General features: G+C 40.0%; 25 protein-coding genes. All 25 read left to right on the top strand.

What is annotated here, in order from left to right; all coding sequences use genetic code 11:
* Window positions 1-9: 9 nt before the first annotated feature.
* Window positions 10-672 carry an L-serine ammonia-lyase, iron-sulfur-dependent subunit beta gene (gene sdaAB / locus V7266_RS09190; RefSeq protein ID WP_335467590.1) on the top strand — a complete coding sequence of 221 codons (663 nt, stop codon included), beginning with the start codon at window positions 10-12 and terminating at the stop codon, window positions 670-672.
* Window positions 673-760: 88 nt separating this feature from the next.
* Window positions 761-1,645, top strand: coding sequence for an L-serine ammonia-lyase, iron-sulfur-dependent, subunit alpha (gene sdaAA / locus V7266_RS09185; RefSeq protein WP_335467589.1), 885 nt, complete (start codon window positions 761-763; stop codon window positions 1,643-1,645).
* Window positions 1,642-3,690: an ATP-dependent DNA helicase RecG gene (recG, locus tag V7266_RS09180; protein WP_335467588.1), complete on the top strand. Its 2,049-nt coding sequence runs from the start codon at window positions 1,642-1,644 to the stop codon at window positions 3,688-3,690. Before sdaAA ends, recG begins: the two co-directional genes overlap by 4 nt.
* Window positions 3,691-3,867: 177 nt before the next feature.
* Entirely contained in the window at window positions 3,868-4,431 is a 564-nt protein-coding gene (gene fapR / locus V7266_RS09175) for a transcription factor FapR (RefSeq protein WP_335467587.1), read from the top strand.
* 12 nt (window positions 4,432-4,443) lie between these two features.
* Entirely contained in the window at window positions 4,444-5,448 is a 1,005-nt protein-coding gene (plsX, locus tag V7266_RS09170) for a phosphate acyltransferase PlsX (protein ID WP_335467586.1), read from the top strand.
* A gap of 10 nt (window positions 5,449-5,458) precedes the next feature.
* Window positions 5,459-6,406, top strand: coding sequence for an ACP S-malonyltransferase (gene fabD / locus V7266_RS09165; protein WP_335467585.1), 948 nt, complete (start codon window positions 5,459-5,461; stop codon window positions 6,404-6,406).
* Window positions 6,403-7,146 (top strand): 3-oxoacyl-[acyl-carrier-protein] reductase, encoded by a 744-nt coding sequence (gene fabG / locus V7266_RS09160; RefSeq protein ID WP_335467584.1) that lies wholly within the window; start codon window positions 6,403-6,405, stop codon window positions 7,144-7,146. The genes fabD and fabG overlap by 4 nt, the downstream gene beginning before the upstream one ends.
* 70 nt (window positions 7,147-7,216) lie before the next feature.
* Window positions 7,217-7,450: an acyl carrier protein gene (gene acpP, locus V7266_RS09155; RefSeq protein ID WP_098528750.1), complete on the top strand. Its 234-nt coding sequence runs from the start codon at window positions 7,217-7,219 to the stop codon at window positions 7,448-7,450.
* 158 nt (window positions 7,451-7,608) lie between these two features.
* Entirely contained in the window at window positions 7,609-8,346 is a 738-nt protein-coding gene (gene rnc / locus V7266_RS09150) for a ribonuclease III (protein ID WP_335467583.1), read from the top strand.
* A gap of 54 nt (window positions 8,347-8,400) precedes the next feature.
* Entirely contained in the window at window positions 8,401-11,967 is a 3,567-nt protein-coding gene (gene smc, locus V7266_RS09145; RefSeq protein ID WP_335467582.1) for a chromosome segregation protein SMC, read from the top strand.
* A 17-nt stretch (window positions 11,968-11,984) separates the two neighbouring features.
* The gene (gene ftsY / locus V7266_RS09140; protein WP_335467581.1) at window positions 11,985-12,971 is read left to right on the top strand and encodes a signal recognition particle-docking protein FtsY; all 987 of its coding nucleotides are present in this window, start codon (window positions 11,985-11,987) and stop codon (window positions 12,969-12,971) included.
* Between the two features lie 99 nt (window positions 12,972-13,070).
* The gene (locus V7266_RS09135) at window positions 13,071-13,403 is read left to right on the top strand and encodes a putative DNA-binding protein (protein WP_335467631.1); all 333 of its coding nucleotides are present in this window, start codon (window positions 13,071-13,073) and stop codon (window positions 13,401-13,403) included.
* Between the two features lie 12 nt (window positions 13,404-13,415).
* Entirely contained in the window at window positions 13,416-14,765 is a 1,350-nt protein-coding gene (gene ffh / locus V7266_RS09130) for a signal recognition particle protein (protein WP_335467580.1), read from the top strand.
* Between the two features lie 109 nt (window positions 14,766-14,874).
* On the top strand, window positions 14,875-15,147 hold the full coding sequence (rpsP, locus tag V7266_RS09125; RefSeq protein ID WP_101647415.1) for a 30S ribosomal protein S16: 273 nt from the start codon (window positions 14,875-14,877) through the stop codon (window positions 15,145-15,147).
* Between the two features lie 13 nt (window positions 15,148-15,160).
* Window positions 15,161-15,391 carry a KH domain-containing protein gene (locus V7266_RS09120; protein WP_335467579.1) on the top strand — a complete coding sequence of 77 codons (231 nt, stop codon included), beginning with the start codon at window positions 15,161-15,163 and terminating at the stop codon, window positions 15,389-15,391.
* 154 nt (window positions 15,392-15,545) lie between these two features.
* Window positions 15,546-15,932 carry a YlqD family protein gene (locus tag V7266_RS09115; protein WP_335467578.1) on the top strand — a complete coding sequence of 129 codons (387 nt, stop codon included), beginning with the start codon at window positions 15,546-15,548 and terminating at the stop codon, window positions 15,930-15,932.
* Window positions 15,933-15,945: 13 nt separating this feature from the next.
* Entirely contained in the window at window positions 15,946-16,464 is a 519-nt protein-coding gene (gene rimM, locus V7266_RS09110; RefSeq protein ID WP_335467577.1) for a ribosome maturation factor RimM, read from the top strand.
* The gene (gene trmD, locus V7266_RS09105; protein ID WP_335467576.1) at window positions 16,461-17,204 is read left to right on the top strand and encodes a tRNA (guanosine(37)-N1)-methyltransferase TrmD; all 744 of its coding nucleotides are present in this window, start codon (window positions 16,461-16,463) and stop codon (window positions 17,202-17,204) included. The genes rimM and trmD overlap by 4 nt, the downstream gene beginning before the upstream one ends.
* 145 nt (window positions 17,205-17,349) lie before the next feature.
* Window positions 17,350-17,694, top strand: a complete 345-nt coding sequence (rplS, locus tag V7266_RS09100; protein WP_098528730.1) for a 50S ribosomal protein L19 — start codon at window positions 17,350-17,352, stop codon at window positions 17,692-17,694.
* A 209-nt stretch (window positions 17,695-17,903) separates the two neighbouring features.
* Window positions 17,904-18,479 carry a signal peptidase I gene (gene lepB, locus V7266_RS09095; RefSeq protein ID WP_335467575.1) on the top strand — a complete coding sequence of 192 codons (576 nt, stop codon included), beginning with the start codon at window positions 17,904-17,906 and terminating at the stop codon, window positions 18,477-18,479.
* 27 nt (window positions 18,480-18,506) lie between these two features.
* Window positions 18,507-19,382, top strand: a complete 876-nt coding sequence (gene ylqF, locus V7266_RS09090) for a ribosome biogenesis GTPase YlqF (RefSeq protein ID WP_335467574.1) — start codon at window positions 18,507-18,509, stop codon at window positions 19,380-19,382.
* A gap of 58 nt (window positions 19,383-19,440) precedes the next feature.
* Complete coding sequence (locus V7266_RS09085; RefSeq protein ID WP_335467573.1) at window positions 19,441-20,220, top strand: ribonuclease HII; 780 nt, start codon at window positions 19,441-19,443, stop codon at window positions 20,218-20,220.
* Between the two features lie 210 nt (window positions 20,221-20,430).
* Entirely contained in the window at window positions 20,431-21,591 is a 1,161-nt protein-coding gene (sucC, locus tag V7266_RS09080) for an ADP-forming succinate--CoA ligase subunit beta (RefSeq protein ID WP_335467572.1), read from the top strand.
* A gap of 23 nt (window positions 21,592-21,614) precedes the next feature.
* Window positions 21,615-22,517, top strand: coding sequence for a succinate--CoA ligase subunit alpha (sucD, locus tag V7266_RS09075; RefSeq protein ID WP_335467571.1), 903 nt, complete (start codon window positions 21,615-21,617; stop codon window positions 22,515-22,517).
* 84 nt (window positions 22,518-22,601) lie between these two features.
* A complete protein-coding gene (dprA, locus tag V7266_RS09070) occupies window positions 22,602-23,489 on the top strand; it encodes a DNA-processing protein DprA (protein ID WP_335467570.1) in 888 nt (295 codons plus the stop codon).
* The last annotated feature ends 189 nt before the right edge of the window (window positions 23,490-23,678 follow it).

The raw sequence follows: 23,678 nt of genomic DNA, 5'->3' as shown, positions 1-23,678 counted from the left end.
AGGAACCTAATGAAATATAGAAGTGTGTTCGATATCATTGGTCCAGTTATGATCGGACCATCTAGTTCCCATACAGCCGGGGCAGCCAGAATAGGAAGAGTGGCTAGAAGCTTGTTTGGCAGAGAGCCCAAATGGGCCAATATTTCTTTATATGGCTCTTTTGCAAAGACGTATAAAGGACATGGTACAGATGTAGCCATTGTGGGCGGCTTGCTTGATTTTGATACAGATGATACAAGAATTATTCATGCGATTGATATCGCCAAACAAAAAGGGATGAAGCTTCGTTTTATTGAAGAAGATGCTGTGACAGATCATCCAAATACAGCAAGAATCATTATTGGAGATTCTAATGGTGAATTGGAATTAGTAGGTATCTCGATCGGTGGCGGTAAAATTGAAATTATTGAGCTAAATGGCTTTGAACTAAAGCTTTCAGGAAATCATCCAGCCATTTTAGTTGTTCATAATGACCGTTTTGGTGCGATAGCCAGTGTTTCTCAAATCCTAGCCAAATACGAATTAAATATTGGCCATATGGAAGTTGCCCGTAAAGACGTAGGCAAGATGGCCCTAATGACGATCGAAGTAGATCAAAATATTGATAACAAGATTCTTATAGAACTCGAACAGCTTCCTAACATACTAAAAGTAACAAAGATTGTAGAGTGATACTAAAAACGGCAGTGCTCTGACCAGGGGCTCGTCTTTTAACTCTGAGCCCTTAGGCGCTGCAGTTAGACAGCAAGGGGGAAGGTTTGTGTTTCGTAATGTCGCTGAATTAGTAGAATTAGCCATAAGCCAAAATAAAAAGATTTCTGAGATCATGATTGAGCAAGAAGTGAGCGTAACGGGCAGAACTAGACAAGAAGTCCTTTCCTTTATGGACAGGAACTTAACAGTGATGGAGCAAGCGGTGGAGAGAGGCTTAAAAGGAGTAACCTCACACTCGGGATTAACTGGGGGTGATGCTGTCCTTCTTCAAAAATACATCGAAAAAGGTAACTTTTTAACAGGTGAAACCATTCTAGATGCAGTAAGTAAAGCGGTGGCGACAAATGAAGTAAATGCAGCAATGGGAACGATTTGTGCAACGCCAACCGCAGGCTCAGCAGGAGTAGTTCCTGGTACCTTGTTCGCCGTGAAGAAGAAACTCAATCCAACTAGAGAGCAAATGATATCCTTTTTGTTTACCGCCGGTGCTTTTGGGTTTGTTGTTGCCAATAATGCGTCGATATCAGGAGCAGCCGGGGGCTGTCAAGCAGAGGTTGGCTCCGCATCTGGAATGGCAGCTGCAGCCATCGTTGAAATGGCGGGTGGAACTCCAGATCAGTGTGCAGAGGCTATGGCCATTACCTTAAAAAATATGCTTGGATTAGTCTGTGATCCTGTTGCCGGTCTTGTAGAAGTTCCTTGTGTGAAACGTAATGCAATGGGAGCAGCTAATGCGATGGTAGCGGCAGATATGGCGCTAGCCGGGATTACAAGCCGAATTCCATGCGATGAAGTAATCGATGCTATGTATAGAATCGGCCAATCGATGCCGACTGCTTTAAAAGAAACAGGGCAGGGAGGGTTGGCGGCTACACCGACAGGTCGTGAGCTAGAGGCAAAGATCTTCGGTTTACCGCTCAAAGAAAAGTGAGTACAGAACTAAATCAATCAATAACCGCATTAAAAGGAATTGGGGAAGAAACAGCAGAATCCTTCGCGGAAATGAGGATTTATACCATCCGTGATTTATTAGAATACTTTCCGTATCGTTATGAAGACTATTCGCTAAAAGATCTAGCCGAGGTACAGCATGATGAGAAAGTGACAGTGGAAGGGAAGGTTCATAGTGAGCCTTCTCTTAACTATTTTGGCAGAAAGAAATCAAAGTTAACAATTCGGCTTTTTGTCGGTTCTTATCTGATAAAGGTAGTGTTCTTTAATCAGCCGTATTTAAAAAATAAAATCCACATGAATGAAACAATTACCGTCACTGGTAAATGGGATGCACACCGGCAAACCATTACTGCAACTGAAATGCAAATGGGGAATAACACGAAGTCAAACGACTTCGAACCTGTTTACTCCCTAAGAGGCAAGGTCACAACAAAAGGGATGCGGAAGTTTATCCATCTTGCCTTCCAACAATATGGGCAGCAAATAGACGAGACCCTTCCAGATCCTTTCTTGAAAAGATATCGCCTGATGGGTAAACGGGATGCTCTAAAAATCATGCATTTTCCAAATAGTCCAGAGGAAGTTAAGCAAGCAAGAAGGCGTTTTGTATATGAAGAATTTCTTTTGTTTCAATTGAAGATGCAAGCATTAAGGAAATTTGAAAGGGAACATTCTCCAGGAATCAAGCAAAAATATAACTTGGACAAATTAATGGAGCTAATCAATAGTCTTCCCTTCCCATTAACAAATGCCCAAAAAAAGGTTGTTAATGAGATATTAGCAGATTTAAAATCCCCCTACCATATGAGTCGTCTGCTCCAAGGGGATGTAGGCTCTGGTAAAACGGTTGTAGCAGCGATTGGTCTTTACGCGACTATAACCGCTGGCTATCAGGGGGCCTTAATGGTACCAACAGAGATTTTAGCAGAACAGCATGCGGAATCGTTAAAAAAGATGTTAGAGCCGGTACAAGTCAGATGCGAACTTTTAACAAGCTCTATTAAAGGAAAACAGAGACGTGAAATACTTAAAGATTTACAAGAAGGCAAGGTGGATATCTTAATCGGTACCCATGCACTCATCCAAGATGAGGTATCATTTAACAAGCTTGGGTTTGTTATTACCGATGAGCAGCACCGTTTTGGGGTGGAGCAGCGAAGGATTTTACGTGAAAAAGGCGAGAATCCAGATGTCCTGTTTATGACAGCCACTCCTATTCCTCGAACGCTTGCCATTACGGTTTTTGGAGAAATGGATGTATCCATTATCGACGAAATGCCGGCGGGAAGAAAATCAATCGAGACCTATTGGGCAAAGCCGGAGATGCTAGAGCGGGTTCTCGGATTTATTGAGAAGGAATTGTTGAAAGGACATCAGGCTTATGTGATATGCCCTTTAATTGAGGAGTCCGAAAAGCTGGATGTACAAAATGCAATCGATGTTCACATGACATTAAGCCAATTTTTTCAAAATCGGTTTAAAGTAGGGCTTATGCACGGCCGTTTAACATCAGAGGAAAAGGAAACCGTAATGAAGGCATTCAGTGAAAATGTCGTTCAGGTCCTGGTTTCGACTACGGTCGTCGAGGTAGGTGTAAATGTGCCAAATGCGACAATGATGGTGATCTATGATGCGGAGCGGTTTGGGCTATCTCAGCTGCATCAGCTGCGGGGCCGTGTTGGACGTGGCAGTGCTCAATCTTATTGTATTTTGCTGGCTAGTCCAAAAACAGAAGTAGGCCAAGAAAGAATGCGAATTATGACGGAAACAAATGATGGTTTTGTCTTAAGTGAAAAAGATTTAGAACTAAGAGGGCCAGGGGACTTCTTTGGGAAAAAACAAAGTGGAGTCCCAGAGTTTAAGGTAGCCGACATGGTGCATGACTATCGTGCACTTGAAACAGCTAGAAATGATGCCAGCATGCTGATCAATTCAGAGTATTTTTGGAAAGACCCTGAATATCTGTATTTGCGGGATAAAATTAAAGAATCAGGAGTGTTAGAAGGGGAAAAACTAGATTAAGCATTCAAGTACTCTTACCAACTTCGCGCCGTCTACTAAGTGTCCGGTGACTCGAACAACCTGTCGGAAACCGGGCACTTCGGAATTTGTGATAAAATTATATCTTGCAATCTGCTTTTTTAAATTTTATACTACTCTTAGTACCTAGTCATAAGAGCTCGGACGGTGTGAAAATTCATGAGACGAAGTAAAAAAGAACGACAACAATTATTAACTTCAACAATTAAAGAAAATCCTTTCATTACCGATGAGGAATTAGCAGAAAAGTTTCAAGTAAGTGTACAAACGATCCGTCTTGATCGTTTAGAGTTGTCAATACCGGAATTGCGCGAACGAATAAAAACGGTCGCTGAGAAACGATTTGAAGATGAAGTCCGATCCTTGCCATTAGAAGAAATAATTGGTGAAATAATCCATATAGAGTTAGACCAAAATGCCATATCCATTTTTGATGTAAAGAAAGAGCATGTTTTCAAGCGCAATAATATTGCACGAGGACATCACGTTTTTGCTCAGGCAAATTCTCTTGCGGTTGCTGTCATTAATGACGAATTAGCCTTAACGGCAAAAGCAAATATTCAATTTATACGTTCCGTTAATTTGAATGAACGGGTTATTGCCAAAGCTAAGGTAGCTAAAATAGAAAATTCAGGGAGAACATTTGTGGAAGTAAATAGTTTTGTTAATAACGAACTGGTTTTCACCGGAGAATTTGAAATGTACCGTTCGAAAAATTATTAAGGGATGAGAAACATGAAAATAGCAATCGATGCCATGGGCGGAGATCATGCCCCAAAAGAAATCGTATTAGGTGCAATGAAGGCTGTTCAGTCCTTTTCTGATATACATATTACCCTTGTTGGGGACGAAAACAAAATCAAAGAAACACTAACGAATCACGAGAGGATTTCGGTTTTACATACAACGGAAGTAATACTTGGAACTGATGAACCAGTAAGGGCGGTCCGTCGTAAAAAAGAAGCCTCAATGGTTTTGGCAGCAAAACAAGTAACTGATGGATTGGCCGATGCCTGCATCTCAGCAGGGAATACAGGGGCATTAATGGCAGCTGGACTATTTGTAGTAGGACGAATAGAAGGAATTGATCGTCCTGCCCTTGCACCGACCTTACCAACCATCGGGGGTGAAGGCTTCCTGCTTCTCGATGTTGGGGCTAATGCCGATGCTAAGCCTGAACATTTAGTTCAATATGCTATTATGGGTTCTATTTATAGTGAAAAGGTTAGAGGGCTGAAACGGCCAAGAGTAGGGCTCTTAAATATCGGAACGGAAGAAAAGAAAGGGAACGAGCTTACAAAGAATACCTTTGCTTTATTAAAAAACACGAATCTGAATTTTGTCGGCAATGTCGAGGCACGTGATTTACTTGACGGCGTTGCAGACGTTGTCGTGACAGATGGATTCACCGGGAATATGGTGTTGAAAACACTTGAAGGGACTGCTTTATCGATGTTTAAAATGCTAAAAACAGCATTAATGAGCAGCTTTACAAGCAAACTAGCTGCAGCAGTCCTAAAACCCAACCTAATGGCGCTAAAAAATACAATGGATTATTCTGAGTATGGCGGTGCAGCCCTTTTCGGTTTAAAGGCGCCTGTCATTAAGGCGCATGGCTCTTCCAATGCTCAAGCAATCTTTAGTGCTATTAGGCAGACAAGGGAAATGGCAGGCAACAATGTGGTCCAATTAATTCAAAAAGCAGTAGAAGAATCAGATACTGCTAAATTAGAACAATAGAGGTGTTGAAATGAGTAAACTAGCTTTTGTTTTTCCTGGACAGGGTTCACAAACAGTGGGAATGGGGAAAGAGTTAGCGGAAAAACATCCACAAATTATGAACTATTTTTCAAAAGCGGATGAAAGATTGAACGTTCCATTAAGTAATCTAATCTTTGAAGGGCCAAAAGAAGAGTTGACATTGACTTATAATACCCAGCCAGCATTGTTAACGACAAGTATCGCGATCTTAGACTTCTTTCAACAATCCGGGGTTAAGGCAGATTTTGTTGCTGGGCACAGCTTAGGTGAATATACGGCTCTTGTTGCGGCTGGAGTGTTATCTTTTGAAGATGGAGTGTATGCTGTGCGTAAACGGGGAGAGTTTATGGAGCATGCGGTACCGAATGGTGAGGGTTCCATGGCGGCTGTTTTAGGATTAGACCGAAATGCTCTTCAAAATGTAGCTGATGAGGTCAATGAGTCTGGTTTATCAGTTTCATTAGCCAACTTAAACTGTCCCGGTCAGATTGTCATTTCTGGTTCAAGAGAAGGTGTAGAAGTTGCAAGTGCTAAAGCAAAAGAAGCCGGTGCAAAACGTGTACTGCCTTTAGAGGTAAGCGGACCATTCCATTCGACTCTAATGAAACCTGCAGCTAATCAATTGAGAGAAGTTTTAGACGGACTTGAAATGAAGGATGCCAATATCCCTGTGATCGCAAATGTTACGGCCGAACCGATTAATTCTAGTTTAGAAATTAAAGATAAGTTAATTGAACAGCTATACTCCCCAGTACTATGGGAAGATTCTGTTGAAAAAATGATAAGCCTTGGAGTCGATACATTTATTGAAATTGGTCCAGGGAAAGTACTATCAGGCTTAATTAAAAAAATTGATAAGACAGTTAAAACGTATTCGGTATCGGATGAAGCGAGCGCTCAAACCGTATTGGACGCTTTAAAGGAGGAAAAGCTATGAATTTAGCAGGGAAATTTGCTCTTGTAACAGGAGCATCCCGGGGAATCGGCAGAGAAATTGCCCTAGAATTGGCAAGACAAGGTGCCGAGGTGGCCGTCAATTTTGCAGGCAGTGAAGCAAAAGCGAATGAGGTTGTAGATGAAATTAAGGCCATTGGCCGAGATGCCTTTACGGTAAAATGTAATGTCGCCAATTCTGAAGAAGTGTCAGAAATGATAAAAGCCACAGTGGATCGTTTCGGAAGACTAGACATCCTCGTTAATAATGCCGGGATTACAAGAGATAATTTATTAATGAGAATGAAGGAAGAGGAATGGGATGATGTCATCAATACCAACCTAAAAGGTGTGTTCCTCTGCACGAAAGCTGTAACAAGACAAATGATGAAGCAGCGTGTTGGCCGGATCATTAATCTTGCTTCTATAGTCGGTGTAAGCGGCAATCCAGGTCAGGCAAACTATGTAGCGGCAAAGGCTGGTGTCATTGGTTTAACTAAAACAACGGCTAAAGAACTGGCATCACGGAATATTACAGTCAATGCGATTGCCCCTGGTTTTATTACCACAGATATGACTGATAAGTTACCGGAAGAAGTAAAGGCAGAAATGCTCAAGCAAATCCCGCTTGCACGTTTAGGGGAACCGAAGGATATTGCTAAAATAACCGCTTTTATCGCATCAGATGATTCAGCCTATATAACTGGCCAGACATTCCATGTCGATGGCGGCATGGTAATGTGAAAATAATTTTTTTTTAGATTTATCTTTTTTATGAAATACTCTATAATAGCTTGAGGGGAGGTGAACAAGTATGGCAGAGGTATTAGAACGTGTTACAAAAATCATCGTAGACCGCTTAGGTGTTGATGAGTCTCAAGTTAAGCTTGAAGCTTCATTTAAAGATGATCTTGGCGCTGATTCCCTTGACGTAGTTGAACTAGTAATGGAATTAGAAGATGAGTTCGATATGGAAATTTCTGACGATGATGCTGAAAAAATCAGTACAGTTGGTGATGCTGTTAATTACATAAATAGCAGTAAATAATCCCGTTAGATTTATTCAAAAGCTCCGTTTTCAAACGGAGCTTTATTCTGTATGATAGAACTTGGCAAACTATCTGCCAAGTTTCTTTGCGTTTTCATGGAAACTTTTTTAAACTCTTATTAGATAGAATGTAAATTTGATGCAAGGTGGAGAAATTCATGCGCAAGAACGGTAAAGAAAATGAAGTAAATCGCGCAAAGGAAAATCCATTTAAGGATTTTCAAATTTCAGTCGGTGTTACGATTGAAAACGAAAAATTATTAAAACAAGCATTTACTCATTCATCCTATGTGAATGAGCATCGCAGAAAGCCATTCGAAGATAATGAAAGACTTGAATTTTTAGGAGACGCTGTCTTGGAATTAACGGTTTCGCAATTCCTCTTTAAAAAATACCCTACGATGACGGAGGGGGAATTAACCAAACTGCGTGCAGCCATCGTTTGTGAACCTTCACTAGTGTCACTAGCAAATGAACTAGAGTTTGGCAAACATATACTGCTAGGCAAAGGTGAAGAAATGACAGGCGGCCGTGAACGCCCAGCTCTGCTAGCTGATGTGTTTGAAGCTTTCATTGGTGCACTCTATTTAGATCAAGGGATTGAAAAAGTGGTCGAATTCCTTGAGAGAGTGGTCTTTCCTAAAATAAATGCCGGTGCTTTTTCTCATGTGATGGATTTTAAAAGTCAATTACAAGAGCTTGTTCAGCGCGATGGAGTAGGTATCATTGAATATCGTGTCCTCCAGGAAAAAGGCCCTGCCCATAATAAAGAATTTGTTTCAAGAGTATCTCTTAATGGGGCCGAACTTGGTGTAGGTTCAGGAAAATCTAAAAAAGAAGCGGAACAACATGCCGCTGAAATGGCCCTAAAGATGTTAAAAACAAAAACAACCTAGAAAAGACAATGGTGGCAGGAGAAATCCCCATGCAGCATAGGGAGGATAAAAAAAATGTTTTTAAAACGGTTGGACATTATTGGCTTTAAATCTTTTGCTGAACGCATTGAAGTTGATTTTGTTCCTGGAGTAACGGCTGTAGTTGGTCCTAATGGCAGTGGTAAGAGTAATATTACCGATGCGATTCGCTGGGTATTAGGGGAACAATCAGCCAAGTCTTTAAGAGGCAGCAAGATGGAGGATATAATTTTTGCTGGAAGTGATTCTAGAAAAGCCCTTAATTTTGCCGAAGTGACACTAACATTAGACAATACCGATCAAGGATTAGGGATTGATTTTAATGAGGTTAGCGTGACTAGAAGGGTCTCCCGCTCTGGTGATAGTGACTTCTACATTAATAAACAGTCATGCCGCCTTAAAGACATTATTGATTTATTTATGGATTCTGGTCTTGGCCGGGAAGCTTTTTCGATTATCAGCCAAGGAAAAGTAGAAGAAATATTAAATAGCAAGGCGGAGGACCGCCGAACGATTTTTGAAGAGGCTGCAGGGGTTTTAAAATATAAGAACCGCAAGAAAAAGGCAGAAGTAAAATTGTTTGAAACACAGGATAATTTAAATCGTGTGTATGATATTCTCCATGAACTTGAAGGTCAAGTTGAGCCGCTGAAAATTCAAGCATCAATAGCAAAAGACTTCTTAGAGAAAAAAGAAGAGCTTGAAAAGATTGAAGTGGCGTTAACGGTTTTTGAAATAGAAGACCTTCACCAAAAATGGGAACAACTTTCAAAACAGCTGGAGGAACACCAACAAGAAGAACTAAAGCTTTCCTCGAAATTGCAGGTCAAAGAAGCGGAGATTGTTGAAACAAGGGACAAAATGGCTGCCATGGATGAGTCAATCACAGACTTGCAGAATGTCCTTTTACATGCAAGTGAAGAATTGGAAAAGCTGGAGGGCAGGAAAGAAGTCCTTAAGGAACGAAAGAAGAATGCATCACAAAATAAAGAACAGCTAAAAAATAACATCTCAGAACTAAAAGATCGCATTAGTCTGTTAAAGGATAATAGAGATACACAGGCTGAAACCGTAAGGCATTTAACGATTCAAGTTGAAAAACTGCAATTTGAATTAAAAGAACGGCAAGAGAAGCTTCCTTTATTTACCGAGAATATGGAAGAAAAAATTGAAGCCTTAAAAAGTGAATATATCGACTTATTGAACGATCAAGCCGGTGCGAAGAATGAAATAAAATATATTGAACAGCAATTGGAGCAACAAGCGCGAAGAGGAGGTCGTCTTGATGAAGAAAATGAAAAATATCTTGAAGAGCGACTTGCCATCCAAAACAAAAAGCGGGAAATTCAATCTGCCTTAGAAGAGGTACAAAAGAAATTAGCTGGTCAGTTGGTAAGCTATCGTGAGGGAAAGCGTGAGCTGGAAACAGTTAAATCTAATTACGAAAAACAAGAAAAAACATTGTATCAAGCCTATCAGCTGCTTCAGCAAGCAAAGTCTCGAAAAGAAATGCTTGAAGAGATGGAAGAAGATTTTGCTGGCTTTTTTCAGGGTGTTAAAGAGGTTTTAAAAGCCCGTGGTCATAAATTAAAGGGAATTGAAGGGGCAGTTGCGGAGCTTGTAAAGGTTCCAAAAGATTATGAAACAGCAATTGAAACAGCCCTTGGGGGGGCGCTTCAGCATATTGTGGTGGATAACGAGCAAAATGCACGTACAGCTATTCAATATTTGAAGCAGAACTCATTTGGCCGGGCTACATTTTTACCGCTGAGTGTCATAAAGGGACGGCCATTATCAGCTGCTCAGCTGTCTTCCATTCAAAACCATCCATCTTTGATTGGACCAGCTGTAAATCTCGTTAAACATGATCCGAAGTATTCTGAGATTATGAACAACCTGCTCGGAAATGTCGTCATTACAAAAGACTTAAAAGGAGCTAATGAGTTAGCTAAAATCCTTCAATATCGTGCAAGAATGGTGACATTAGATGGCGATATTGTGAACCCTGGCGGTTCGATGACCGGTGGAGCTGTTAAGCAAAGGACGTCGTCTCTGTTAACCAGAAAAGGGGAGCTTGAAAATTTAAAAGATAAGCTCGTCATGATGGAAGAAAAAACAGCAGGCTTGGAAACAGCGGTAAAGGGGTTAAAAGCTGAAGTTCAACAGGCTGAAAAGCAAGTAGATGAATTTCGACAGGATGGGGAGTCATTAAGATTAACAGAGCAAACTGTTAAGGGTGACCTTCGTGAGGCAGATCTGCAAGAGAAAAACCTGAATGACCGTTTAGCTCTATATGATCTTGAAAAAGGACAATTGACGGAAGAGAGAGAATCACTGTTAAAAAGAAAAATGGAGTTAGTGGAGGCATTTGAGTCTTATAAGATAACGATTGCCGAGTTAGATGCACAAATTACGAAACTAACAGAACAAAAAACAAGTGATCTTAGCTCGAAGGAAACCTTAACTAATGAAATTAATGAGTTGAAGATAGAGTTTGCTTCGAAGAATGAACAGTTTACCCATGCAAAAGAGCGCTTAACACTGCTCCAAGATGATTTAAAGGAAAGTGAGCAAAAGCTCTTCATTTTTACAGAGGATCTAAACCTTCTAAATTCTGAAATGACGAATAGTTCCTCTGGGGAAGTACAACTAGAAGCAGCCGCAAAAAGAAAGCAACGGGATAAAGAAGCAACCTTAACGTTAATTACGGAAAGAAGACAAGAGCGGTTGTCGATGCAGGACTCACTTGAAAATAGTGAATTAGAAGCAAAAGAGTTAAAGCGACTTCAAAAAGGGATGATCGTCGTTTTAAAGGATGAAGAAGTAAAAATTAACCGCTTAGATGTGGAGCTGGAAAATCGCCTTGCTCAGCTCAGAGAAGAATATCTTCTATCATTTGAGGGAGCGAAGGAACAGTATCCATTAATGATCCCTGTAGATGAAGCAAGGAAAAAGGTTAAATTAATTAAGCTCGCAATTGAAGAACTCGGCAATGTTAATCTTGGGGCAATTGAAGAATATGAACGGGTTTCTGAACGCTATGAGTTTTTAAATGAACAAAAAACGGACCTTCAGGAAGCAAAAGATACTCTTTACAAGGTTATTGAGGAAATGGATACTGAAATGAAGAGACGCTTCGAACAAACATTTGAGGGGATTCGAGAACATTTTGAACCGACATTCCGGACCCTTTTTGGGGGAGGGAGAGCGGACTTAGTCTTAACTGAACCAGAGGATCTCTTGAATACCGGTGTAGAAATTGTTGCCCAGCCGCCGGGTAAAAAACTGCAGAATCTTGGACTGTTATCAGGAGGAGAACGTGCACTAACCGCGATTGCTTTGTTATTTTCCATTTTAAAAGTACGGCCGGTACCATTCTGTATTCTAGATGAGGTAGAGGCAGCTTTAGATGAAGCCAATGTACACCGCTTCAGCCAATATTTAAAAAGGTATAGTAAGGAAACACAATTCATTGTCATAACGCACCGAAAAGGTACGATGGAAGAGGCCGATGTTCTATATGGAGTAACCATGCAGGAATCGGGTGTTTCAAAGCTTGTATCTGTCCGTTTGGAGGATACAAAAGAATTAGTTGAATCTTAATTGAAGGAAGTGAAAACATGAGCTTTTTTAAAAAGTTAAAAGAAAAAATTTCAAAGTCCACGGATTCTGTAACCGAAAAGTTTAGGGAAGGACTGACCAAAACACGAGACAGTTTTTCAGGGAAAGTAAATGATTTAGTTGCCAGGTATCGTAAAGTTGATGAAGATTTTTTTGAAGAATTAGAGGAAATTTTAATTCAGGCCGATGTCGGTTTCGATACCGTTATGCAGTTAATTGATGATCTTAAGATGGAAGTAAAACGCCGTAACATTCAAGACCCGCAAGAGGTGCAAAGTGTTATCTCCGAGAAACTTGTCGATATTTATAATTCAGGTGAAGAACAATCATCGAAATTAAATATCCAGGAGGATGGCTTAACCGTCATATTATTTGTCGGGGTTAATGGAGTTGGAAAAACGACTACCATTGGCAAGCTTGGTCATAAGTTTAAGAGTGAAGGTAAAAAAGTATTGATGGCAGCAGGAGATACGTTCCGTGCTGGTGCCATCGAACAGCTCGAGGTGTGGGGTGAAAGAGTTGGAGTAGAAGTCATTAAACAGGCAGAGGGCTCTGACCCGGCTGCGGTTATGTATGACGCCATTCAAGCAGCTAAATCACGTCATGCTGATATTTTATTGTGTGATACAGCAGGCCGTTTGCAAAACAAAGTGAACTTAATGAAAGAGTTAGAAAAGGTAAAAAGGGTGATTGAGCGGGAGATTCCGGGTGCCCCGCATGAAGTAATTTTAGTTCTTGATGCAACAACCGGTCAGAATGCACTCATCCAGGCAAAAACGTTCAAAGAAGCAACTAATGTCAGTGGGATTGTTCTATCAAAATTGGATGGTACCGCAAAGGGCGGAATCGTTCTGGCGATTCGCAACGAATTAAAAATCCCTGTTAAATTTGTAGGGCTTGGCGAAAAAATGGATGATCTTCAAGAATTTGATGCAGAAAAATATGTGTACGGGTTATTTGCCGATCAAGTAGAAAAATCAGAATAGCTTGTAAAGGTATTATCTTGACAGATATGATATGACCCTGTAAACTACTTTTGTAAAGGCTTTTCACTTAACATTAGTATGGGAGGGAATACTGGCATGATGCTTGAAAAGACAACGCGAATGAATTATCTATATGATTTCTACTATTCGCTGTTAACTCCAAAGCAGCAAAGCTATATGTCTCTCTATTATTTAGATGATTATTCTCTGGGAGAAATTGCTGAAGAATATGATGTCAGCAGACAAGCTGTTTATGATAATATTAAACGGACAGAAGCAATGCTCGAGGAGTATGAGGAAAAGCTGTTATTACTTCAGAAATTTCAAGAGCGTACAAGACTAATCAGAGACATGAAAGAATTGCTTAATGGGGAGAACCCATCAAAAGCAGTATTGTTAAATACGGTTGCTGAGCTTGAGAAATTAGATTAGGAGGCGGCATAAATGGCGTTTGAAGGATTAGCCGACCGACTGCAAAATACAATCCAAAAAATCCGCGGAAAAGGAAAGGTCTCGGAAGCGGACGTCAAAGAAATGATGCGTGAAGTACGTCTAGCCTTACTGGAAGCGGACGTTAACTTCAAGGTTGTCAAAGATTTTGTTAAAAAGGTCAGTGAGCGGGCTGTAGGGCAAGAGGTTCTGCAAAGTTTATCTCCGGGACAGCAGATCATTAAAATCGTTAACGAGGAATTAACTGAGTTAATGGGGGGCGAACATAGCAAGATTGCTGCTTCAAATCGCCCGCCGACGGTGATTATGATGGTTGGGCTGCAAGGTGCAGGTAAAACAACGACAACGGGAAAGCTGTCACTATTACTTCGTAAAAAGTATAACCGTAAACCTTTGCTGGTTGCAGCTGATATTTATCGTCCTGCCGCAATCAAACAGCTTCAAACTTTGGGTAAACAGTTGGATATGCCTGTGTTCTCGCTTGGGGATCAGGTGAGCCCTGTTGAAATTGCTAAGCAAGCCATTGCAAAAGCAAAAGAAGAGCATCATGATTATGTTCTGATCGATACCGCCGGTCGACTCCACGTTGACGAGGCCTTAATGGACGAGCTTAAGGACATAAAAGAACTAACCAAACCGGACGAAATCTTCCTTGTAGTCGATGCTATGACCGGTCAAGATGCAGTCAATGTAGCACAAAGCTTTAATGAACAGCTTGGTTTAACTGGTGTCGTCTTAACTAAGCTTGATGGTGATACCCGTGGAGGAGCGGCTTTGTCTATTCGGGCGGTAACTCAGACACCGATTAAGTTTGTTGGTCTTGGCGAAAAAATGGATGCATTGGAGCCGTTTCATCCTGAACGAATGGCTTCGAGAATCTTAGGCATGGGTGATGTGCTGACACTGATTGAAAAAGCACAAGCCAATGTGGATGAACAAAAGGCAAAAGAGTTAGAGCAGAAAATGCGGACAGCTTCGTTTACGCTCGAGGACTTTTTAGATCAGCTTGGCCAGGTTCGAAACTTAGGACCGCTGGATGAATTGTTGAAGATGATGCCTGGTGCAAATAAAATCAAGGGTTTGAATAATATTCAAATCGATGAAAAGCAAATTGCCCATGTAGAAGCAATTATTCAATCCATGACAAAGGCTGAGAAAAATAATCCGGAAATTCTAAATGCCAGCCGAAAGAAAAGAATTGCTAAAGGAAGCGGCCGTCCAGTAACTGAAATTAACCGTCTATTAAAGCAGTTCGAGGACATGAAGAAGATGATGAAACAAATGTCCGGAATGCAGCTAAAAGGCAAGAAAAAGGGCGGATTTAAGTTTCCTTTTAAGTTTTAAGCTGAAAAAAAATGGTAATAATGGTTGTAAAGAAAAAACACTTTACAAACTATAAAAGAATTGATATTATACTATCTTGTGTGAAACTATTCGGAGGTGCTTATTTAAAATGGCAGTAAAAATTCGTTTAAAGCGTATGGGAGCTAAGAAAACTCCTTTTTATCGTATTGTTGTAGCAGATTCTCGTTCACCACGTGATGGCCGTTTCATTGAAACAGTTGGAACTTACAATCCAGTTGCTGAGCCAGCACTAGTTGACATCAACGAAGAATTAGCTCTTAAATGGTTAAAAGACGGTGCGAAGCCATCTGATACAGTTCGTAACCTTTTCTCAAACCAAGGCATCATGGAAAAATTCCATAATGCAAAATTAAACAAGTAATTGTTAAACGATTATGAAACAATTAATCGAGACGATTGTTAAGCCTCTTGTTGATTTTCCAGAAGATGTTCATGTGGATGTCGTAGAAGATGACTCTAGGATTACTTATCAATTATCCGTTAATAAAACAGATATGGGAAAAGTAATCGGGAAACAGGGGCGCGTTGCAAAGGCCATTAGAACTGTTGTTTATGCAGCAGGATCATCACAACAAAAGAAAATTTTTCTAGAAATTGGTGAATAGCTTTTTGCATCTAGATAAAAGGGAGGGAGTCATTCCTCCCTTTTTTGCTATACGAAAAGCGGAAGCGCCTTGCTCGGGGAAAAAAGTAGTTCATTTTTTCCTAGGGGCGCTGCAGCTGAACATTTCTCAAAGTTCAATCAGGGAGGCGGATTTTTTGCAGCTGATTCAAACTGTTGTGGTGAAGCAAGTGTTAACGGAAAAAAGCAAGGAACAGCTTTTCGAAAAGTTCCGAGGGAAAATGCTACAGCTGAAAAAGGAAAGCGAACAGCTTTTATTCGAGCAAAAGCGAATGGAAAAAACAAAAAATTTTTCTACAGAGGCATTAAAGAAAAAGTTCGAAACAGAAATACAAATTCGTAAAGAAAAAATGAAGCTTCTTGAGTTCCAAACCGAACAATTACATAACCTACCACTAGGCAGCGAAATACAGGAAAGAGAAGTTCAGGCCCTCGTAGAAGTAAATGTTGGAGACCTATGGGACGACAAGTTTGGTCAAGTTTCCATCATTATCGAGGACGGAGTAATTAAGGAAATAAGATAGAAGGTGAAGTAATATGGAAAAATGGTTTAATGTTGGTAAAATCGTCAATACTCAGGGGATTAAAGGTGAAGTTCGAGTGGTATCGAAAACAGATTTCCCTGAAAAACGCTATAAGTCGGGGAATGTTCTCTATCTATTTATGCCGAACTCGAAAACACCGATTGAACTAACGGTAAAAACCCACAGAACACATAAAAATTTTGAGCTGCTTACATTTGAAGGATACAACAACATTAATGATGTAGAGAAATTCAAAGAAGGAATTTTAAAAGTACCTGAATCCCAGCTCGGTGAGTTAGAAGAAGACGAATTCTATTATCATGAAATTATTGGCTGCCTGGTTGCAACTACCAAAGGGGAAGAACTTGGTAAGGTAACTGAAATTCTTTCGCCTGGAGCAAATGACGTTTGGGTTGTGAAAGGAAAGGGCGGCAAAGAAATTCTAATCCCATATATACAAGATGTAGTAAAGAAAGTAGATGTAAAAGAACAAGTCATCATTATTGATCCAATGGAAGGATTACTTTCATGATGCAAATCGATATCTTGACATTATTTCCGGAAATGTTTTCCGGAGTTTTCGGTCATTCTATTTTACAAAAGGCCGCAGAGAAATCTGCCGTTCAGTATAATGTCGTAAACTTCCGTGATTATGCCGACAATAAACACTCTACTGTTGATGATTACCCATATGGCGGCGGGGCCGGAATGGTTCTTAAACCGCAGCCAATTTTTGACGCTGTAGCATCTCTTAGAGAACAAGCAGCTAGTAAAAATCCAAGGGTTATCCTGCTTTGTCCGCAAGGGGAACGCTACGAGCAGCGAAAAGCCGAGGAGTTAGCTAAAGAAGAGCACTTGATCTTTATTTGCGGTCATTATGAGGGATATGATGAACGGATTAGGGAACATGTCGTAACAGACGAAATATCGATTGGCGACTATGTTTTAACTGGTGGTGAACTAGGCGCAATGGTCGTGGTGGATAGTGTTGTCCGTCTGCTGCCAGAAGTACTAGGGAATGAAGAGTCTCATCAGAAAGATTCTTTTAGCACAGGATTACTAGAACATCCCCATTATACGAGACCAGCGGATTTCAGGGGATTAAAGGTTCCTGATGTCCTGCTGTCAGGCAATCATAAACTAATCGAAGAATGGCGCAATAAAGAGGCATTACGCCGGACACTTTTAAGAAGACCTGATTTATTAGATAAAATTGCCCTAACAGATGAACAGGAAAAATGGCTGAAAGAAGTAAAAAAAGATTACGAGTAATATTGCAGGCTCGTTATAATTATGTTATGATACTTCTTGTGACTCAGAGCTGATGGTTTTCAGATTGTGGTCTTATAACGATGTTCCGCTGCAAGGTAATCGAAAGTAGATTTGTAAGAGCATCTGTTGGAAGGAGTTGAAAACGATGCAACAATTAATTAAAGAAATCACACAAGAACAACTTCGTACTGATCTTCCTAGCTTCCGTCCTGGTGACACTGTACGTGTACACGTAAAGGTTGTCGAGGGTACTCGTGAGCGTATTCAGTTATTTGAAGGTGTTGTGATTAAGCGTCGTGGTGGTGGAATTAGCGAAACTTTTACAGTACGTAAAGTTTCTTACGGAGTAGGCGTTGAACGTACTTTCCCTGTACACACACCAAAAATTGCGAAGCTTGAAGTAATTCGCCGCGGTAAAGTTCGCCGTGCTAAGCTTTACTACTTGCGTAACCTTCGTGGTAAAAAAGCTAGAATTAAAGAGATTCGATAATATGAAAAAAGAAAAAGGGCTTGCTCGGGCAGGCTCTTTTTTTATACATAACATGGAATTCTATGGTAAATGATATGTATCGAACGTTTATCCTTTAATTAAATATTAAAGTTTGGTTAAAAAAATCATCCCATCGTGTTAAATAAGTTTAACTTATGTAAAATAGGCTATATATATGACATTTTTTAATAGTGATTGGTGGGGACAGTATGGAAAAAAAGGAAGAGAAAAAGAAAAATGAACTTTGGGAATGGACAAAAGCGTTATTGATTGCAGTAGCCTTAGCTGCAGTCATTCGATATTTTCTTTTTGCTCCAATCGTAGTGGATGGACTATCCATGATGCCGACTTTAAAAGACCAGGACAGGATGATTGTGAATAAATTCAGTTATACAATTGGAGAACCAAAGCGATTTGATATTATCGTTTTTCATGCCCCTGAAGGAAAAGATTACATAAAGCGGGTAATTGGACTTCCTGGCGATACGCTGGAGTATAAGGATGACGTCTTATATATCAATGGAAAAGCGTATAAAGAGCCTTATTTGGATGAATATAAGAAACAGGTAGAAGATGGTCCGTTAACAGGTTCATTCACTCTAGAAGAAAAAATTGGCCGTAAAACAGTTCCTAAAGGAGAATTGTTTGTGATGGGTGATAACCGCCGCTTTAGTAAGGATTCAAGACATATTGGAACTGTTCCGATGAGTAAGGTCATCGGGAAAACCAGTGTTGTCTATTGGCCATTAAAAGATGCCCACATTGTTACGGTAAATGAGAAATAGTTTAAGCTTTTAAAAGGAGGTGGCACTTTGACGATCCAATGGTTTCCAGGCCATATGGCCAAGGCTCGCAGAGAGGTCACGGAAAAATTAAAGCTGGTTGATATTATTTTCGAATTGGTAGATGCGAGAATTCCCTATTCTTCAAGGAATCCAATGATTGATGAAATTATCCAGCATAAACCCAGATTAGTCTTATTAAATAAAGCAGATATGGCCGATAGAGAAGTTACAAGAGAATGGATTGCTTACTTTGCTGAGAAGGGAATAAAAGCACTAGCTATCAACTCTCAGGCAGGCGAGGGCATGAAAAATATCGTCCAGGCTTCTAATGAAATCTTAAAAGAAAAATTTGATCGCCTGAAAGCAAAAGGTGTTAAACCAAGAGCGATCCGAGCTATGATCGTAGGAATTCCAAATGCAGGTAAATCTACTCTTATTAATCGTCTAGCCAAGAAAAACATTGCAAAAACGGGAAACACTCCTGGAGTAACCAAGTCGCAGCAATGGATAAAGGTAGGAAAAGAATTAGAACTGCTCGATACACCGGGAATTCTATGGCCTAAATTTGAGGACCAAGAAGTGGGGATGAAACTGGCAATCACAGGGGCAATCAAGGATACCTTATTAAACCTGCAGGATTTGACCGTTTACTCACTGCGCTTTTTAGAAAAGGCCTATCCAGAACGTTTAAAGGAGCGATACAAGCTAACAGGGATACCTGAGGATGTTGTAGCATTGTTCGACCATATTGGAACTCTGAGAGGGTGTTTAATGGGCGGAGGATTGGTTGACTACGATAAGGTAGCTGAATTAGTTATCAGAGAAATTCGTTCGGAGAAATTTGGACCACTGTCTTTTGAAACTCCAAAAGATATATCAGTACCTATGGAAAATAACTTATAAAATAAGCTCTCCCTTGGGAGGGCTTGATTTTTTCAATTTATAGATAAGGTGACTACATATGAAAAAGCTTTCGATTGCCCAAATTGAAGAAAAGCTCACAGCTATTTTAAAAGAAGATGACTCTTTTATTATTGAATTAGAAAACGATGACCGAAAAGGCGTACAGCAATGCTTGGTCAAATGGAAAAAACAACTAGAGCAAGAAAAACTCCTTCAAAAAAAGTTCTTTGAGATGAATCAATTTGAACGAAAGGTCCGTGCCCAAGGATTTCATTTCATTGCCGGTGTTGACGAAGTAGGCAGAGGACCGCTTGCAGGCCCGGTTACAGCCGCTGCGGTTATATTGCCTGAGGATTTTTTCTTAGCAGGGATTGATGATTCGAAGAAACTAACTGAAAAAAAACGGAAGGAATTTGCGGCCATAATTAAACAAGAGGCATTGGCGTACAGTGTGGCGATGATTCCTGCTGATGAAATAGATGAGATTAATATATATGAAGCCACTAAAAAAGCTATGAAATCAGCCATTGCCTCTCTAAATCCTAAACCTGATTTTTTATTGATTGATGCCATGAAGCTTGAAACCCCGTATCCGACCGAATCTATTATTAAGGGTGATGCAAAAAGCATCTCAATTGCCGCAGCTTCCATTATTGCGAAGGTTGAAAGAGATGAGTACATGAAGAAGCTGTCTCTTACTTACCCTGTCTATGGGTTTCAGCAAAACATGGGATATGGAACAAAAGAGCATCTACTAGCAATCCAAAAATTTGGCATTACTCCGTACCATCGAAAAAGTTTTGCACCTGTTAAGGATTATACCAGCATAATAATGTAAAAGTGAAAACAGGTCTTGGCCTGTTTTTTATTATTGTACAAAAAACTAAAAATAAAGAAAACTCCATGAAACCGCTTACTATTCCGGTTACTTTTCTGAATATTTTAAAGATGAATATAATTTTAGTATTAAAAGCTAGACAAGGTTTGTATCATTATATAAAATGAAAACGGAGTCAATTTTTTGAAGAGTTTGATAGGAGGATGGGAAATGAATATCCATGAGTATCAAGGGAAAGAGATCCTCAAGCAATTTGGGGTATCTGTTCCAAACGGAAAAGTGGCATTCACGGTTGAAGAAGCGGTGGAAGCTGCTAAAGAACTAGGAACACAGGTATGTGTGGTAAAAGCACAAATCCATGCAGGCGGACGGGGAAAAGCCGGTGGTGTAAAAGTGGCGAAAAACCTTGAAGAGGTTCGTACATATGCAAGTGAAATTCTAGGAAAAACCCTTGTTACACACCAAACTGGTCCTGAGGGAAAAGAAGTAAAACGCCTCCTAATTGAAGAAGGCTGTGACATTAAAAAAGAATACTATGTTGGTTTAGTATTAGATCGTGCTACTTCACGTGTTGTCCTAATGGCATCTGAAGAAGGCGGTACTGAAATAGAAGAAGTAGCCGCTAAAACGCCTGAGAAAATTTTTAAAGAAGAAATCGACCCAGCGATCGGCTTACAGCCTTTCCAAGCACGTCGTATTGCCTTCAATATTAATATTCCAAATGAGTTAGTTAATCAAGCTGTTAAGTTCATGATGGGCTTATACAATGCTTATATTGAAAAAGATTGCTCAATCGCAGAAATTAATCCATTGGTCGTTACCGGTGACGGTAAGGTTATGGCATTAGATGCAAAATTAAACTTTGACTCAAATGCGTTATACCGTCAAAAAGAAGTCTTGGCATACCGCGATCTTGAAGAAGAAGATGCGAAAGAAATCGAAGCATCTAAATATGATTTAAGCTATATTGCTTTAGATGGTAATATCGGCTGTATGGTTAATGGTGCTGGCCTTGCAATGGCTACGATGGATATCGTTAAGCATTACGGCGGTGATCCGGCTAACTTCCTTGATGTTGGCGGCGGCGCAACAGCTGAAAAAGTTACAGAAGCATTCAAAATTATCCTTTCAGATCCAAATGTAAAAGGTATTTTTGTAAATATCTTTGGTGGAATTATGAAGTGTGATGTCATTGCTGAGGGTGTTGTGGAAGCAGCTAAGCAGGTTGGATTATCGGTTCCACTTGTTGTTCGCTTAGAAGGAACGAATGTTGACTTGGGTAAGAAAATTCTTGCTGAGTCAAGCGTTGATATTATTGCTGCTGAATCTATGGCTGACGGTGCACAAAAAATTGTTTCATTAGTCAAATAGGATCAAAAGAAAGGGGAATTCACGTGAGCGTTTTTATTAATAAAGATACAAAGGTTATTGTTCAGGGGATTACAGGCGGAACTGCCCGTTTCCATACAAAGCAAATGCTAGAATACGGTACGAAAATTGTCGGTGGAACCTCACCTGGTAAGGCAGGTCAAGAAGTGGAAGGAGTACCTGTTTTTAATACAGTAAGAGATGCTGTTGCGGATACAGGTGCCAATGCTTCCGTTATCTATGTTCCTGCTCCGTTTGCCGCAGATTCTATTATTGAAGCAGTGGATGCTGAACTAGATCTAGTAATTTGTATTACAGAGCACATCCCTGTATTAGATATGGTAAAGGTTAAGCGTTACATGGAAGGCAAGAAGACTCGTTTAGTTGGTCCAAACTGCCCTGGTGTGATTACGGCTGATGAATGTAAGATTGGAATTATGCCTGGCTATATCCATACAAAAGGACATGTTGGTGTAGTTTCCCGCTCTGGTACCTTAACATATGAGGCGGTTCATCAATTAACACAAGCTGGTATCGGTCAAACGACTGCTGTCGGAATCGGCGGAGACCCAGTAAATGGAACAAACTTCATTGATGTTTTAAAAGCCTTTAATGAAGATCCTGATACCTACGCGGTCATCATGATTGGTGAAATCGGTGGTACAGCTGAGGAAGAAGCAGCAGAATGGGTAAAAGCAAACATGACAAAGCCTGTTGTTGGTTTCATTGGCGGACGTACTGCTCCTCCTGGCAAAAGAATGGGTCACGCAGGTGCCATCATTTCCGGTGGAAAAGGTACCGCTGATGAAAAAATTCGCGTCATGAACGAATGTGGTATTAAAGTTGCAGACACCCCTTCTGTTATGGGTGAAACCTTAATAGAAGTATTAAAAGAAAAAGGCTTATACGAAAAGTGTAAAACTAACTAATTTATACAACTAGTATGAACAGATAGTCCCTCAAATTTTGAGGGGCTATTTATCATAAAATTAAAAAATGGAGGTTTTAAACATATGGATGAGTTTAAAGAAAAATTTATTCAATTAATGCACTACCCCAACATTTCCTGGAATACCGTCTATCAAATACTAAAAAAAGACCCCTCACTCCAAGCACAAAATTCTAGCTTTCCTCCTAATCCAACTCTACCGAATACTCGCCAAATGTCTTCATCATTAACCTTTCCTACTATTCCAACTGAATTGATCCATGAACAAATTCGTCAATATAAAACCAATGATATTTCTGTAATCACCATTTTCGATAAAGAATACCCCCAATCTTTAAAAGAAATATATCAACCACCTTGGGCCTTGTATGCAAAGGGAGATTTGTCCCTTTTAGAAAAAGAACCGAAACTTGCTGTCGTTGGATCTCGTCAAGCCACATCATACGGTAAAAATGCGATCAGGCACATCTTTCCTGAGTTGATAGAACAAGAAATCTTGATTGTTAGCGGCCTTGCTATGGGAATTGATGCCATTGCTCATGAAGAGACAATAAAATTGGGCGGCAGGACCATCGCCGTAATTGCCGGAGGTCTGTATCATATTTATCCAAAAGAAAATATTCCTCTCGCTGTTAAGATGATGCAAACGCAGCTAGTCCTTTCAGAATATCCCCCTGATACCAAGCCGCTTAGGTGGCACTTTCCTGCCCGCAATCGAATTATTAGCGGTTTATCCGCCGGAACGTTTATTATAGAAGCAAAGCGGAAAAGTGGTTCGCTAATCACCGCTAATTATGCCGTTCATGAAGGAAGAGATGTATTTTCATTACCGGGAAGCATATTTAATCCTTGCTCTGGTGGTACGAATGAATTGATCCAGCAAGGTGCAAAACTAATTACAAGTGCAAAGGACATCTTAGAAGAATTAAAGTATATTCCCCTACACGATTAAAAATTGACGAATAATATCCTCTATTTTAGAAGGGATTTTTGATTAAATGGAGAAATAACCTAAAAAAGGTTGCAAAAATTTCTAATTTGTTATACATTTTCCAACAGATGTTAAAATACGTTTTAAAGCACTAGTAATAAAAAAAATGAATAGAATAAAAAAATTTAAATACTATGTTAAATACCATAT

Origin of the sequence: Neobacillus drentensis (assembly GCF_036965645.1) — a bacterium.
Classification (GTDB): domain Bacteria; phylum Bacillota; class Bacilli; order Bacillales; family Cytobacillaceae; genus Neobacillus; species Neobacillus drentensis_D.
The sequence above is the reverse complement of the archived record's forward strand: the minus strand, read 5'-3'. Positions and strand labels throughout refer to the sequence as shown.